The organism is Pseudomonas sp. UBA7500, assembly GCF_002478435.1.
Taxonomy (GTDB): domain Bacteria; phylum Pseudomonadota; class Gammaproteobacteria; order Pseudomonadales; family Pseudomonadaceae; genus Aquipseudomonas; species Aquipseudomonas palmensis.
This window is the reverse complement of record NZ_DLNW01000022.1, coordinates 35584-50225: the sequence shown is the minus strand read 5'-3', so window position 1 is coordinate 50225 and position 14642 is coordinate 35584. Positions and strand designations below refer to the sequence as shown.

At 65.1% G+C, this 14642-nt stretch carries 11 protein-coding genes and 1 pseudogene; 5 read left to right on the top strand and 7 right to left on the bottom strand.

The genetic code is table 11. From position 1 onward, the window contains the following. Positions 1-5: 5 nt before the first annotated feature. Both cydB and B4I46_RS10430 read right to left on the bottom strand, forming a co-directional pair. Entirely contained in the window at positions 6-1013 is a 1008-nt protein-coding gene (gene cydB, locus B4I46_RS10435; RefSeq protein WP_286900038.1) for a cytochrome d ubiquinol oxidase subunit II, read from the bottom strand. A 3-nt stretch (positions 1014-1016) separates the two neighbouring features. Next, on the bottom strand, positions 1017-2453 hold the full coding sequence (locus tag B4I46_RS10430) for a cytochrome ubiquinol oxidase subunit I (RefSeq protein ID WP_043860578.1): 1437 nt from the start codon (positions 2451-2453) through the stop codon (positions 1017-1019). A gap of 373 nt (positions 2454-2826) precedes the next feature. Between B4I46_RS10430 and B4I46_RS10425 the strand changes: the two genes are divergently transcribed. After that, positions 2827-4056, top strand: coding sequence for an MFS transporter (locus B4I46_RS10425; RefSeq protein WP_043860579.1), 1230 nt, complete (start codon positions 2827-2829; stop codon positions 4054-4056). Between the two features lie 92 nt (positions 4057-4148). Here B4I46_RS10425 and B4I46_RS10420 read toward each other — a convergent pair. Continuing rightward, positions 4149-4445, bottom strand: a pseudogene (locus B4I46_RS10420) (GNAT family N-acetyltransferase); the annotation flags it as partial. 164 nt (positions 4446-4609) lie between these two features. Between B4I46_RS10420 and B4I46_RS10415 the strand changes: the two are divergent. Both B4I46_RS10415 and trmA read left to right on the top strand, forming a co-directional pair. Continuing rightward, positions 4610-5905, top strand: coding sequence for an NCS2 family permease (locus B4I46_RS10415; protein ID WP_043860685.1), 1296 nt, complete (start codon positions 4610-4612; stop codon positions 5903-5905). Then, on the top strand, positions 5902-6987 hold the full coding sequence (trmA, locus tag B4I46_RS10410) for a tRNA (uridine(54)-C5)-methyltransferase TrmA (RefSeq protein ID WP_043860686.1): 1086 nt from the start codon (positions 5902-5904) through the stop codon (positions 6985-6987). Before B4I46_RS10415 ends, trmA begins: the two co-directional genes overlap by 4 nt. 108 nt (positions 6988-7095) lie before the next feature. Here trmA and B4I46_RS10405 read toward each other — a convergent pair whose 3' ends face one another. Continuing rightward, a complete protein-coding gene (locus tag B4I46_RS10405) occupies positions 7096-8262 on the bottom strand; it encodes an alkaline phosphatase family protein (protein ID WP_088513889.1) in 1167 nt (388 codons plus the stop codon). Between the two features lie 167 nt (positions 8263-8429). Here B4I46_RS10405 and B4I46_RS10400 point away from each other — a divergent pair, with 167 nt between their 5' ends. Then, entirely contained in the window at positions 8430-9290 is an 861-nt protein-coding gene (locus tag B4I46_RS10400; protein WP_100634991.1) for a shikimate dehydrogenase, read from the top strand. Between the two features lie 75 nt (positions 9291-9365). Here B4I46_RS10400 and B4I46_RS10395 read toward each other — a convergent pair whose 3' ends face one another. After that, positions 9366-10034, bottom strand: coding sequence for a TetR/AcrR family transcriptional regulator (locus B4I46_RS10395; RefSeq protein WP_043860689.1), 669 nt, complete (start codon positions 10032-10034; stop codon positions 9366-9368). Between the two features lie 81 nt (positions 10035-10115). After that, on the bottom strand, positions 10116-12023 hold the full coding sequence (gene quiC, locus B4I46_RS10390; RefSeq protein WP_054916558.1) for a 3-dehydroshikimate dehydratase QuiC: 1908 nt from the start codon (positions 12021-12023) through the stop codon (positions 10116-10118). 279 nt (positions 12024-12302) lie between these two features. Here quiC and B4I46_RS10385 point away from each other — a divergent pair, with 279 nt between their 5' ends. After that, positions 12303-13643, top strand: coding sequence for an MFS transporter (locus B4I46_RS10385; protein ID WP_043860691.1), 1341 nt, complete (start codon positions 12303-12305; stop codon positions 13641-13643). Between the two features lie 41 nt (positions 13644-13684). Here the strand turns inward: B4I46_RS10385 and B4I46_RS10380 are convergent, their stop codons facing one another. Then, the gene (locus B4I46_RS10380) at positions 13685-14506 is read right to left on the bottom strand and encodes a sugar phosphate isomerase/epimerase family protein (protein ID WP_286900031.1); all 822 of its coding nucleotides are present in this window, start codon (positions 14504-14506) and stop codon (positions 13685-13687) included. Positions 14507-14642: the final 136 nt, after the last annotated feature.

The following is a 14642-nucleotide window of genomic DNA, read 5'->3' as shown; positions in this document are numbered from 1 at the left end:
CCCTCCTAGTGATAGCCGTCGTCGTGGGTCACCTTGCCGCGGAACACGTAGTAGCTCCAGAAGGTGTAGCCCAGGATGAACGGGATGATGAACAGCGTGCCCACCAGCATGAAGCCCTGGCTCTGCGGCGGCGCTGCGGCGTCCCAGATCGAGATCGACGGCGGGATGATGTTCGGCCACAGGCTGATGCCCAGCCCGCTGTAGCCCAGGAAGATCAGCACCAACGTCAGCAGGAACGGGGTGTAGTGGGCATGGCGTGCCACCGCCCGCACCAGCCCGTACAAAGTGACCAGCACCAGGATCGGCACCGGCAGGAACCAGAACAGGTTGGGCAGGCTGAACCAGCGCGTGGCGATGTCCGGATGCGCCAGCGGCGTCCAGATACTCACCACACCGGTCACGGCCAGCAGCACGAAGGCCAGTGGGCGTGCCAGGTCATGCATCTTGCTCTGCAACGGGCCTTCGGTCTTCATGATCAGCCAGGTGCAGCCGAGCAAGGCATAGGCCACGATCAGCCCCATCCCGCAGAACAGGCTGAACGGCGTCAGCCAGTCCAGCGAGCCGCCTGCGTAGTTGCGTTCGACCACCTTGAAGCCTTCGATGAATGCGCCCAGTGCCACGCCCTGGAAGAAGGTTGCGGCCAGCGAGCCGCCGATGAACGCCTTGTCCCACAGGTGGCGCTTGTCGGCCTTGGCCTTGAAGCGGAACTCGAAGGCCACGCCACGGAAGATCAGCCCCATCAGCATCAGCATCAACGGCAGGTACAGCGCCGAGAGCACCACCGCATAGGCCAGCGGGAAGGCGCCGAACAGCGCCGCCCCGCCCAGCACCAGCCAGGTCTCGTTGCCGTCCCAGACCGGGGCGACGGTGTTCATCATCACATCGCGGTCGCGCTCGCCCTTGACGAAGGGAAACAGGATGCCGATGCCCAGGTCGAAGCCGTCCATCACCACGTACATCATGATGCCGAAGATGATGATCACGGCCCAGATAAGCGGAAGATCAATACCCATGAGTCAGTTCCCCTTGCTCAGGCTGGCGTGGTCGTCGGCATGGTCGTCGTCGGCAGCCGACAACGGCCGCGCCGGGGTGCGTTGCTGGCCAGGCCCGCCATGGGTCGGCTCGTCGCCCTCGCCGGTTTCCGGCCCCTTGCGCACCAGACGCATCATGTAGCCGAGCCCCGCGCCGAACAGCGCGAAGTACACCACCACGAACATCACCAGGGTGATGCCCAGTTGCGCATAGCTGTGGTTGGACACGCCATCGGCGGTACGCATCAGCCCGTACACCACCCACGGCTGGCGACCGACCTCGGTGGTGAACCAGCCGGCCAGGATCGCGATCAGCCCGGACGGGCCCATCCACAGGGTCAGGTAGAGGAACGGGCGCGAGCTGTACAGGGTGCCGCGCTTGCGCAGCCACAGGCTCCACAGGCCCACGGCGATCATCAGCATGCCCAGCCCGACCATGATGCGGAACGACCAGAACACCACGGTGGAGTTGGGCCGGTCTTCAGGCGGGAACTCCTTCATCGCCGGCACCTGCTTGTCCAGGCTGTGGGTCAGGATCAGGCTGCCCAGCGCCGGGATCTCCAGCTTGAAGTGGGTGGTCTCGTTCTTCATGTCGGGGATGCCGAACAGGATCAGCGGGGTCGGCTCGTCGCCGACGTTTTCCCAGTGGCCTTCGATGGCGGCGATCTTCACCGGCTGGTGCTTGAGGGTGTTGAGCCCGTGGAAATCACCGATCACCGCCTGCACCGGCGCCACGATCAGCGCCATCCACATGGCCATCGAGAGCATCTTGCGAATCGCCGGGTTGTCCTTGCCGCGCAGCAGGTGCCAGGCGGCCGAGGCGCCGACGAAGAAGGCCGTGGCCACGAATGCTGCCGTGGCCATGTGCGCCAGGCGGTAGGGGAAGGACGGGTTGAAGATCACCGCGAACCAGTCGACCGGGATCACCACGCCGTTGACGATTTCATAACCTTGCGGGGTCTGCATCCAGCTGTTGGACGCCAGGATCCAGAAGGTGGAGATCAGCGTGCCGACGGCGACCATGATGGTGGCGAAGAAGTGCAGGCCGCGCCCGACCTTGTTCCAGCCGAACAGCATGACCCCCAGAAAGCCCGCTTCGAGGAAGAACGCGGTTAGCACCTCATAGGTCAGCAACGGCCCCGTGATCGAGCCGGCGAAGTCCGAGAAGCGGCTCCAGTTGGTGCCGAACTGGTACGCCATGACCAGGCCGGAGACCACGCCCATGCCGAAGTTGACGGCAAAGATCTTCGACCAGAAGTGGTACAGGTCGCGATAGACGCTGTTGTGGGTCTTGAGCCACAGGCCTTCGAGCACCGCCAGGTAACTCGCCAGGCCGATGGTGATGGCCGGGAACAGGATGTGGAAAGAGATCGTAAACGCAAACTGGATTCGGGCGAGATCTAGAGCCTCTAATCCGAACATAGTGCTTCCTCTGTCAGGTTATCCGGCGTCAGGGTCACGGCCTTGGCGCCAACTGCCCCTACGTCATTGAGTGCGGCGAGTTGGAATTGTTCTGAAAACTTGCAATCGCAGGGAATTCGGCCCTCCGGCCACATCGTTGCATTTGAAACAGTTGCAAAAACAACAATTGATCCAGGTCAACGATTGCCTGAAAGCATAGTCCTGAACGGGCCGCATGGTTGTGTGGTGGTTTGCCGCGTGACCGGTTGCCTCACCCCCTTTACGCACACACGAATCGGTGCGCCTACCGCACGGGGATGACGGCTTTCGCAACCTGCTGTTACAAACTGGTGATAATCTGCCCCGCCGCCCCCGCAAAGGCTCTGTATCGCACATGTCAGACCATGCCCCGCTCCTGCTGCGCCATCACCGCCCCTTCCTGGCGTTCTGGTGCGCGCGAATTTTCACTGCCAGCGGCTTCCAGATGCTCACCGTGGCCATCGGCTGGCACCTCTATCAGCTGACCGGCAACGTGCTCGACCTGGGCCTGGTGGGCCTGGTGGAATTCGCCCCGCGGGTGCTGTTCATGCTGCACACCGGGCATGTGGCCGACCGCTATGACCGGCGCCGGGTGGCAGCGCTGTGCCAGTTCGCCCAGGCGCTGATCGCCCTGGCGCTGGTGGTGGGCAGCAGCACCCACAGCGTGACCCGCGAACTGATCTTCGTGCTGGCGTTCCTGCTGGGCAGTGCGCGCTCTTTCGAGATGCCGGCCACCCAGGCGTTGCTGCCCAACGTGGTGCCCTCGGCGCTGTTCCCGCGGGCAGTGGCCGCATCGGCCTCGGCCATGCAGTCGGCGACCATCGTCGCGCCGGCGCTGGGGGGCTTTCTGTATGCGTTTGGCAGCGTGTGGGTGTATGGCCCGACCGTGGTGCTGTATGTGATCGCCTGCGGCCTGACCTTGCGCCTGAGCGCCGCCCGCCAGCCGGCCAACCGGGGCCGGGCGAGCCTGGAATCGCTGCTGGCGGGCATTCGCTTCATTCGCAGCCGCCCGGACGTGCTCGGCGCGGTGTCGCTGGACCTGTTCGCGGTGCTGCTGGGCGGCGCCACGGCGTTGCTGCCGGTGTTCGCCAAGGACATCCTGCTGACCGGCCCGTGGGGCCTGGGCCTGTTGCGCTCGGCGCCGGCGGTGGGGGCGCTGCTGATGTCGGTGTGGCTGGCGCGCTTCCCCATCGAGCGCAAGGTCGGGCGGGTGATGTTCACGGCGGTGGGGGTCTTTGGCGTGGCGACCATTGCCTTCGGCCTGTCGACCTCGTTCTGGTTCTCGCTGGCGGTGCTGGCGGTGCTGGGCGCGGCGGACATGATCAGCATGGTGATCCGCAGCGCGTTCGTGCAACTGGAGACGCCGGACGAGATGCGTGGTCGGGTAAGCGCGGTGAACGGGTTGTTCATCGGCGCCTCGAACCAGCTGGGCGAGTTCGAGTCCGGGGTCACGGCGCACTGGTTCGGCACCGTGCCGGCGGTGGTGCTGGGCGGGGTGGGCACGCTGGTGGTGACGGGCGTGTGGATCAAGCTGTTCCCGACGCTGGCGGGGCGCGATCACATGCATACCCAGAAAAAGGGCTGACCGCGCGTACCCAATCGTGGGTCAAGCTTGCTCCCACAAGGGCCTCACTGAATCTGTGGGGGCGGGATTGACCCGCAATGAGGCCAGCCAGATCAAAGCATCAGGGTCATCTGCCGCTCATACCCCACCCGGCCGCGATACCCCTCGCCGCTGTCCACCCACCCCGCCGCGCGGTACAGCCTCAACGCCGCCTGATTGTCGGTATCCACCGACAGTTGCAGGCAACGCACCTGCGGCCACACTTCCCGCACCCGCGCCGGCAGCGCCGCCAGGCACCAGCGGCCAAGCCCCTGCCCCTGCGCCCGCCAGTCCACCTGCAGTGCATGCAAGGTGGCCGCATCATGGCGGGCCCACGGCGGCAGGTGTGCACCACGCTTGAGCAGCAGGAAGCCCTGGTCCTGGTCCAAAAGTGGCGGTCTTGCTGATATGATGCGCGGCTTTTTTGCGGCCCATTCAAAAATCACTCAGTCCGGCACCCCGTGTCCGGTACAGTCTGTGCTTTGCTGATGGGGTCGAACATTCAAGGCGCCGCAGTGCGCCACGGGGAGCTGGCATGCTGGAAAGGCTGTTTCAACTGAAAGCGCACAATACCAACGTGCGTACCGAAATCCTGGCGGGGGTCACCACCTTCCTGGCCATGGCCTACATCCTGTTCGTCAACCCGAGCATCCTCGGCGAGACCGGCATGGACAAGGGCGCGATCTTCGTCGCCACGTGCCTGGCTGCCGCCATCGGTTCGGCGGTGATGGGGCTGATCGCCAACTACCCGATCGCGCTGGCGCCGGGCATGGGCCTGAACGCCTTCTTCACCTACACCGTGGTGCTGCACATGGGCCACACCTGGCAGGTGGCACTGGGGGCGGTATTCATTTCGGCGGTGCTGTTCTTCCTGCTGTCGATCTTTCGCATCCGCGAATGGATCGTCAACAGCATTCCGCTGCCGCTGCGTTCGGCAATTGCCGCCGGCATCGGCCTGTTCCTGGCGCTGATCGCCCTGCACAACGCCGGCATCGTGGTCGACAACCCGGCCACCCTGGTGGGCCTGGGCGACCTGCGCAACCCGGCACCGGTACTGGCCACCCTGGGCTTCTTCCTGATCGTCGCGCTCGAGGCGATGAAGGTACGCGGCGCCGTGCTGATCGGCATCCTGGCGGTCACCGTCGCCTCCATCGGCCTGGGCTACACCCCGTTCAACGGCATCGTGTCGATGCCGCCCTCGCTGGCCCCGACCTTCCTGCAGCTGGACATCAAGGGCGCACTGGATGTCGGCCTGATCAGCGTGATCTTCGCCTTCCTGTTCGTCGACCTGTTCGACAACTCCGGCACCCTGATCGGCGTGGCCAAGCGCGCCGGGCTGATGGGCAAGGACGGCCACATGCCGAAGATGGGCCGCGCCCTGATCGCCGACAGCACCGCGGCCATGGCCGGCTCGCTGCTGGGCACCTCGACCACCACCAGCTATATCGAATCGGCGGCCGGCGTGAGTGCCGGCGGACGCACCGGGCTGACCGCCATCGTGGTGGCTGGGCTGTTCCTGCTGGCACTGTTCTTCGCCCCGCTGGCCGGCAGCGTGCCGGCCTTCGCAACCGCGCCTGCACTGCTGTTCGTCGCCGTGCTGATGGCCTCGGGCCTGGCGGAAATCAACTGGGACGACGTGACCGAGGCCGCCCCGGTGGTGGTCACCGCGCTGGCCATGCCGCTGACCTATTCGATTGCCAACGGCATCGCCTTCGGCTTCATCTCCTGGACCGTGATCAAGCTGATCTCGGGCCGCCGGCATGAACTGAACTCGGCGCTGGTGGTGCTCTCCATCCTGTTCGTGATCAAGCTGGGCTGGTACGCCGCATGAGTTCCGTCTACGACCCGACTACCTACACCGCGCAGCTTGAGGCCAAGGTCGAGCGCCTGCGCGCACTGCTGGCGCCATTCGGGGCACCGGAGCCGGCGGTGTTCGACTCGCCGCGCGAGCATTACCGCCTGCGCGCCGAGTTTCGCCTGTGGCGCGAGAACGAGCAGCGTCACTACGCGATGTTCGCCCCGGGTGAAAAGCACCAGGCGATCCTGATCGACGACTTCCCCATCGCCAGCCAGCGCATCAACCAGTTGATGCCGCAGCTCAAGGCGGCGTGGCAGGCCAGTTCGGCGCTGAGCTTCAAGCTGTTCCAGGTGGAGTTCCTGACCACCCTGGCGGGCGACGCGATGATCACCCTGTGCTACCACCGTCCACTGGACGAGCATTGGGAAGCCGCTGCCCGGCAACTGGCGACCGACCTGGGCGTGAGCATCATCGGGCGCTCCAAGGGCAAGCGCGTGGTGATCGGCCGTGACTATGCGGTTGAAGAGCTGGCCGTAGGCGGGCGCACTTTCCGCTATCGCCAGCCAGAAGGCGCGTTCACCCAGCCCAACGGCACGGTGAACCAGAAGATGCTCAACTGGGCCTACGAGGCCCTGGGCGAGCGCGAGGACGACCTGCTGGAGCTGTACTGCGGCAACGGCAACTTCACCCTGCCGCTGGCCACGCGGGTGCGCAAGGTGCTGGCCACCGAGATCAGCAAGACCTCGGTGAACGCCGCGCTGCACAACCTGGACGACAACGGCGTGGATAACGTGCGCCTGGTGCGCCTGTCGGCCGAAGAGCTGACCGAGGCCCTGAACGAGGTGCGGCCGTTCCGGCGCCTGGAAGGCATCGACCTGAAAAGCTATGCCTTTGGCAGCGTGTTCGTCGACCCGCCGCGCGCGGGCATGGACCCGGACACCTGCGAGCTGACCCGGCGCTTCGATAACATCCTGTACATCTCGTGCAATCCCGAGACACTGGCGGCGAACATCGAGCAGTTGAGCGATACGCACCGTATCGAGCGGTGTGCGCTGTTTGACCAGTTCCCGTATACGCACCATATGGAAAGCGGGGTGCTGCTGGTTCGGCGCTAGGCCCGGATCGGCGGTGTTCTATCGCGGGTCAAGCCCGCTCCCACAGGAATGTCACGGCTCTGAAGGGCAGTGGGGTACCTGTGGGAGCGGGCTTGACCCGCGATGGCCCTAATCTGAGTACATCAACAGCGGCACCACCTGGTCCGCGTCCGTCAACGCCCCATGGTGCCCGCGCCACTGGCTGGGGTGCTTCTCCTCCACGCTGCGAATGATCCCGCCGGCCCCGGTCGGAACCACGATCAGGTCCCCGATACGCCCCTCGGCCTGGCTCAGCATCACGTCCCCGAACAACCCCGCGCCAATCGCCTGGGCCTTGCTCAACACCCGGTATTCATCCCCCAGGCGGTTCTGCCAGCGCTCGTGCACGCGGTCCTGCTGATGCTCGTGGGTGTACAGGTAGCGCGCCCGGATGTCCCCGGCCATCGCCCGCACCCCGTCCTGCAAGGCACTGTCGGTATCGAAGTCATGCACCTGGGCGCGGTCCAGGTCGAGCATGCCGTGGTCGGCAATCACGAGCATGCGCGCCGAGCGCGGCAGGCGCCCGGCAATGTCGCGGGCCAGCTGATCGGCAATCTCCAGTTGCCTGCACCAGTCGGGCGAGCCCGGCCCATACAGGTGCCCGGCAAAGTCCAGGTCACCGAAATAGGCAAAGCAGAAGGCTGGCGCCTCCACCTCCAGTGCGCTACGCACCAGCTCGGGATAGGCATCGTAGGCCGGCGCGGCAAGGATGCCGCCGGCCTTGTAGATGGCACGGGTGAAGTCCGAATCGGCAAAGCGCCCGAGCATGACCGTGCTGATCTGTACGCCCTGGGCGGCCGCGTCTTCCCAGGCGGTCTGCGGCACGATGAAGGAGGCCGCGACAGGCGCCGCGGTCGGCACGCTGCCCGTCTGCGCGGCCGCAGTGGTCCATGACAGCGGCGAGAACACCGAATGGGCATCCAGGGCGAAATCGCAGCCCACGATGCCATGCGCACCGCTGCCCATGCCGGAGGTCACGGCGGCCAGGCTGGCGGCAGTGGTGGCCGGGAAGCCGACCTTGAAATGGCTGTCGGGCTGCATCAGCGCGGCCAGGAACGGTGCATGCTCGGCGTGCGCCTTGAGCAGGTTCCAGCCCAAGCCATCGATCAACAGCAGGCAGGTGGCTGTAGAGCGCTCGAGCCGGAACGGATTCCTGAAGCCCCTGGCGCCCAACCCGGCGAAAACCGACTGGGTCAGACTGGCCAGGCCCGGCCAGGTGTCGTGAACGTCCCGCATCTCTTCGAACTGCGCCGCCATGTCGCCCTCCGTGGTGCCGTGCAAAACAACAGGTTTAGCACAGCTTGTTCGATCAGCGAACAGAAACGATCAATACACGGCCCGCCCCGATTGACCCTATTAACCAGTCAGTACATTTTAGTCGTGACGCTCCCTCCCCTGCCAAGAACAACAATGGAGTTTTACCGATGAGTTTGGCCTCCCCTTCCGGCATTCTCGCCGGCCTGATCGGCGCCGGCATCCAGGCCTCGCGTACCCCGGCCCTGCACGAGCACGAAGGCGCCGCCCAGGGCATCAACTACCTGTACCGGCTGATCGACCTGGACCAGCTGAAGCTGGACAGCAGCGCCCTCGAAGAACTGCTGACCGCGGCCGAGTACATGGGCTTTACCGGGCTCAACATCACCTTCCCGTGCAAGCAGGCGATCGTGCCCCTGCTCGACGAGCTGTCGCCCGAGGCGCGCGGTATCGGCGCGGTGAACACCGTGGTGCTCAAGGACGGTCGACGCATCGGCCACAACACCGACTGCCTGGGGTTTGCCGAAGGTTTCAGGCGTGGCCTGGGTGATGTTTCACGCCGTCATGTGGTGCAGATGGGCGCAGGCGGTGCGGGTGCCGCGGTGGCCCATGCGCTGCTCAGCGAAGGGGTGGCCCAGCTGACGCTCTTCGATGTGGAGCCCGCCCGGGCCCAGGCACTGGCAGACAACCTCAACCAGCATTTCGAGGGCAGCCCGGCACGCTGCGGGCATGACCTGCAAGCGGCCATGGGCCAGGCCTGCGGGCTGGTCAACACCACCCCCATGGGCATGGCCAAGCTGCCGGGCATGCCGGTACCCAGGGCGCTGCTGCGCGCCGAAATGTGGGTGGCCGAGATCGTGTACTTCCCGCTGGAGACCCAATTGCTGCGCGAGGCGCGGGCACTGGGATGCCGCACGCTCAACGGGGCCAACATGGCGGTGTTTCAGGCGGTGAAGGCCTTCGAGCTGTTCAGCGGCGTAGTGCCGGATGCACAGCGCATGATCGGGCACTTCAACAGCCTGGGGGATTGAACGCTTAGCCGGCACCTGTACAGGGTGGTCAACCCGCAGGTGCCGGCCCTGCCGGCGACTGGAGGCTCCCCGGCATCACGCCTGCAGGTAGCGCAGCACCGACTCGCAGATCATCTCGCGGTGCTTGTCCTTGAGCGCCTTGTCCTCGAAATCCACCTGGAAGATCTCGCCAAAGGTGTGCCGGTTGGACACGCGATAGAAGCAGAACGAGCTGATCAGCAGGTGTACGTCCAGCGCCGTCAGGCCCTGGCGGAACACCCCCTCGGCAGCCCCGCGCTGGAGTATCTCGTCCAGCGCGGTGAGCACCGTCTTGTTCATCGAGCGGATCGCGGCCGACTGCTTGACGTACTCGCCGTGGTGCATGTTTTCGTTGCACACGATACGCACGAAGTCGACGTTGCGATCATGGTGATCGAAGGTGAATTCGATCAGCCGGCGAATGCCCTGGCGCGGCTCCAGTTCAGCCAGGTGCAGGTTGCTTTCGGTGCTGCGGATATCGCCGTAAAGCTTCTCCAGCACCTCCACATACAGCTGCTCCTTGCTGTTGAAGTAGTAGTAGATCATGCGCTTGGAGGTCTGGGTGCGCTCGGCGATCGCATCGACCCGGGCACCGGCCAGGCCTTGCTGCACGAACTCGCTGATGGCCGCCTGCAGAATGTTCTCGCGGGTTTTCTCAGGATTGTTCTTGCGGCTCTTGCGCGGCGCCTCGGCAGGTGCCGCCAAGGGTGCTGGAGTTGTCGTCATACGGGGCTCTTGACCAGTCGGTTAACCGCGCGATTATGGCCCCGGGGTGCGCCAGAAGAAAGCCTGACGGGCGCTGACACGTTACAGCTTGGCATGCCGCAGCCCGCCGCTGCGCGCCTTGGCCATCGCCGCCAGGCGCACCGCGACGTTGGCCGCGCCGTAACCGCTGTAGCCATTGCGCCGCTGCAGCACCTCGAAGAAGAAGCGCTCCTCGAACGGCTCGGTGTATACGTGAAACAGCTCGCCGCCCTGGGCATCACGGTCGTACAGCACGTTGTAGTAGGCCAGCTCGCTCAGGAACTGATCGTCGAAGTCGAACCGGGCCGCCAGGTCGTCGTAGTAGTTCAGCGGGATATCGAGCAGCGCCACACCGGCTTCCTTGGCGCGCTTGACGGCGGCGAAGATGTCCTGGCAGTCGAAGGCGATGTGATGCACGCCCGAGCCGCGGTAGTTGGACAGCGCGTGGGCAATCGCGGTGTTGCGGTTTTCAGAGATGTTCAACGGCAGCCGGATCGAACTGCACTGGCTGCGCAGGGCGCGGCTCTTGACCAAGCCATAGGGATCGGGGAGCACCACCTCGTCATCGGCGCTGAAGTCGAGCAGGCTTTTGTAGAACAGCACCCAGCTGTCCAGGCTGTCGGCCGGCAGGGCCAGTGCCATGTGGTCGATGCGGGTCAGACCCAGGCCATGGGCCGGTTGCTCGCTGAGGCTGAAGTCGGTGTCGTAGATGGTGCGTCCGTCCGCGCCCTGGTCCACCAGGTAGATCAGGCTGCCGTCGGGCGCGCGTACCGCTGCCAGCTCACGTTCGTTGGGCCCCACCAGGCCACGATAGGGCTGGCCGTGATAGGCCACCGCCCGGGCCAGCGCCTGGGCGCTGTGCCTGACCCGGATCGCCGTGGCGCACAGCGACGGGCCGTGGCTTTCGAAGAAGTTGTGTGCGAACGAATAGGGCTCGGCGTTGAGGATCAGGTTGATCTCGCCCTGGCGCAGCAGGCTCACATTCTTCGAACGATGCTTGCCGGCACGGGCAAAGCCCAGGCCTTCGAGCCAGTTGCCCAGCTTGGCGCCCGAGGCGTCGTCGACCGCAAACTCGAGAAACTCGATGCCATCGCAGCTGCTGGCCGGCGGCGGCGCGAACAGCAGCTCAGGGTCGGCCAGCGGTGCGGTGCGTTCGAGCAACTGACGGGTCTTTTCCTCCAGGTACAGCAGCGAACGCAGGCCGTCGGCGGCATTGGCCCGTGGCGGCGCGGCACGAAAACCGTCGTTGAAGATCTCCAGCGACAGCGGCCCGCGATAGCCGGCCTGCAGAATCGGCGCCAGAAACCCCGGCAGGTCGAACTCGCCCTGCCCCGGGAAGCAGCGAAAATGCCGGCTCCACTCCAGCACATCCATGGCCAGGATCGGCGCATCGGCCATCTGCACGAAGAAGATCTTGTCCCCCGGCACCTGCGCGATGGCGCTGGGGTCGCCCTTGAGCGACAGGGTGTGGAAGCTGTCGAGGATCATGCCCAGGTTGGCGTGATCGGCCTGGCGCACGATGTCCCACACCTGCTGCCAGGTGTTCACGTGCCGCCCCCAGGCCAGCGCCTCGTAGCCGATGCGCACACCGTGGGCGGCGGCCCGCTCGGCCAGCAGGCTCAGGTCGTCGACCAGCAGTTGCTGGCCGCCCAGCGCGTCGGCCGACACGTTGCTGCACACCAGCACCAGGTCGGTGCCCAGTTCCTGCATCAGTTCGAACTTGCGCTCGGCGCGCTCCAGGTTGCGCGCCAGGCGCCCGCGCGGGCAGCCCTCGAAATCGCGAAACGGCTGGAAAAGGGTGATGTCCAGCCCCAGGTCGGTGCAGCGCTGGCGAATCTCGCGGGGGCTGCCGTCGTAGTAGAGAAGGTCGTTTTCGAAGATCTCCACGCCGTCGAATCCGGCGGCGGCAATGGCTTCGAGTTTTTCCGGCAAGGTGCCGCTCAGGGACACGGTGGCAATCGAACGCTGCATCTTCAGGCTCCAACGGGCAGGCAGTGCCCAGCTGCACGAATTATTGGCTGGGGTTTATCCTAGCTCAATCAAAAGGTACGAACTGGTTAGTTTTGTGTGCGATTATCGCCCAGTACCCGCCCAGATCAATTGACCCTTTTTTGACCAATGCGCACCATTTCTTACCACCAGGCAGATGAGCATCTTGCCAAAAGCACCGACGAACCTGCCGTAGTCGACTGGTGTACCGCGTGTCATCCTGGCTTGACCCATAAACATAAAAATACGGGTAATCACCACATGATCCACAGCCAAAGCACTCCCCTGGCCCAGCCATCGGCCAGTACCCCGCACGCCGGCATCGGCGACAAGATCCGTGGCGCCATGGGCGTCGGCAAGACCCGCTGGGTGATGCTGGCGCTGGTATTCTTCGCCACCACCCTGAACTACATCGACCGCGCCGCACTGGGCGTGATGCAGCCGATCCTGGCCAAGGAAATGAGCTGGACGGCGATGGACTACGCCAACATCAACTTCTGGTTCCAGGTGGGCTACGCCATCGGCTTCGTGCTGCAGGGCCGGCTGATCGACCGCATCGGCGTCAAGCGCGTGTTCTTCTGCGCGGTGCTGCTGTGGAGCCTGGCCACCGGCGCCCACGGCCTGGCCACCTCGGCGGTGGGCTTCATGGTCTGTCGCTTCATCCTCGGCCTGACCGAAGCGGCCAACTACCCGGCCTGCGTGAAGACCACCCGGCTGTGGTTCCCGGCGGGCGAGCGGGCGGTGGCCACCGGCATCTTCAACGCCGGCACCAACGTCGGCGCCATGTTCACCCCGATGCTGCTGCCGCTGATCCTCACCGTGTGGGGCTGGCAGGCGGCGTTCATGGCCATGGGCGCGCTGGGCCTGGTGTGGGCCACGTTCTGGGGCCTGAAGTACTTCAACCCGGAAAACCACCCGAGCGTGAGCAAGGCGGAACTGGCGTACATCCAGAGCGAGGTCGAGCCTGAACAGGCGGCCGTGCCGTTCACCCGTATCCTGCGCATGCGTGGCACCTGGGCCTTTGCCCTGGCCTACTCGATCACCGCGCCGGTGTTCTGGTTCTACCTGTACTGGCTGCCGCCGTTTCTGAACCAGCAGTACAACCTGGGCATCAGCGTCACGCAGATGGGCATCCCGCTGATCGTGATCTACCTCAGTGCCGACTTCGGCAGCGTGGGTGGCGGGATCCTGTCCTCGTTCATGATCGGTCGCGGCATGGCGCCGGTGAAGGCGCGGCTGCTGTCGATGCTGCTGTTCGCCACCACCATCGTCGGGGTGATCTTCGCCGCAGGCGCCAGCAGCCTGTGGGTGGCGGTACTGGCCATCTCCCTGGCGATTGCCGCGCACCAGGCGTGGACTGCCAACATCTGGAGCCTGGTGATGGACTACACGCCCAAGCACATGATGAGCACCGTGTTCGGCTTTGGCGGCATGTGCGCGGCCACCGGGGGGATGTTCATGACCCAGATCGTGGGGCATGTGCTGACCAGCACCAACAACAACTACACCGTGCTGTTCACCATGATTCCGGCGATGTATTTCATCGCGCTGCTGTGGATGTATTTCATGGCACCGCGCAGGATCCCGACAGTCGAGGCGTAAGCCCGGGCTGCAATGCAGCCCTTCGCCAGCAACGCTGGCTCCTACAGGGAGCCGGCGTTCATTACCTTGCGGGCCTTCTCCAGCGCCCACTGCGCGCGCTGCAGCGCACTCACCCCCTGCTCCAGCAACTGGCGCGTGGGGATCTCCAGGCTCAGCGGCAGGTCGGCCGGCAAGCTGTGCAGCAACCCGTTCAGGTCGCACTCCCCATCCCCTGGAAAACGTCGCTCGTTACGCGCCTGACGCAGGATCTCGGCCATGTCGTCGGGGCGCGGGCCCGCCACGTCGCACAGTTGCGCGTAGCGGATGCGCGAGGCCGGCAGGCGGCGCAGGTCTTCCAGGCGCGACGCCGAGCGATCGAAGTGGAAGGCATCGACCAGCACGCAGCCGTTGGCGCGCCCGGCGTTTTCGACGATGCGGGTGGCCTGGGTCAGGTCCTTGGCATCGGTCCACGGCATGAACTCCAGGTGCGGGTGCAGCCCATACGGCGCGGCCAGGTCGCACAGCGCCGCGAAGTTGTCGGTCAGGCGCTGTTCATCCGGGTCGTTGCCGGCAACCAGCAGCTCGCTGGCACCGAAGTCGGCGCCCACCGCGAGCAGGGCCTCGAAGTTGGCGACCAGGGTGTCGGGCTTGAGCCGCAGAATCTCCACATCGAGCACCCGGATGCCGGTGTCGCGCAGGCGCTCGGCTGTCTGCCGGCGCAGGCCGGCGTCGCTTGCCAGCGGGAAGTGATGCTCTTCGGGGGTGGCCGGCTCGAGGCGCAGGCCGACATGGCTGTAGCCGGCCCGGGCGGCGACTTCGACCATCCGGGGTGGGGACAGCTCAAGGACAGTGAGGGCGGCCAGGGACATGACATGTGGGTTCATGGAGGAGTCTCGGGTGCGTTGTTGTATTTGCATTATTTAGAACTTAGTTCCAATTTCAATGCAAGTACAAAAAAAACAGCTTTGCGCTTCGCAAAACTGCCTTTGTTTGCCTGAGGGCCGCTTCGCTGGCTTGCCG

Coding starts and splice junctions, on each gene's coding strand:
- cydB (WP_286900038.1), bottom strand. CDS start 1,013: ATGGGTATTGATCTTCCGCTTATCTGGGCCGTGATCATCATCTTCGGC.
- B4I46_RS10430 (WP_043860578.1), bottom strand. CDS start 2,453: ATGTTCGGATTAGAGGCTCTAGATCTCGCCCGAATCCAGTTTGCGTTT.
- B4I46_RS10425 (WP_043860579.1), top strand. CDS start 2,827: ATGTCAGACCATGCCCCGCTCCTGCTGCGCCATCACCGCCCCTTCCTG.
- B4I46_RS10415 (WP_043860685.1), top strand. CDS start 4,610: ATGCTGGAAAGGCTGTTTCAACTGAAAGCGCACAATACCAACGTGCGT.
- trmA (WP_043860686.1), top strand. CDS start 5,902: ATGAGTTCCGTCTACGACCCGACTACCTACACCGCGCAGCTTGAGGCC.
- B4I46_RS10405 (WP_088513889.1), bottom strand. CDS start 8,262: ATGGCGGCGCAGTTCGAAGAGATGCGGGACGTTCACGACACCTGGCCG.
- B4I46_RS10400 (WP_100634991.1), top strand. CDS start 8,430: ATGAGTTTGGCCTCCCCTTCCGGCATTCTCGCCGGCCTGATCGGCGCC.
- B4I46_RS10395 (WP_043860689.1), bottom strand. CDS start 10,034: ATGACGACAACTCCAGCACCCTTGGCGGCACCTGCCGAGGCGCCGCGC.
- quiC (WP_054916558.1), bottom strand. CDS start 12,023: ATGCAGCGTTCGATTGCCACCGTGTCCCTGAGCGGCACCTTGCCGGAA.
- B4I46_RS10385 (WP_043860691.1), top strand. CDS start 12,303: ATGATCCACAGCCAAAGCACTCCCCTGGCCCAGCCATCGGCCAGTACC.
- B4I46_RS10380 (WP_286900031.1), bottom strand. CDS start 14,506: ATGAACCCACATGTCATGTCCCTGGCCGCCCTCACTGTCCTTGAGCTG.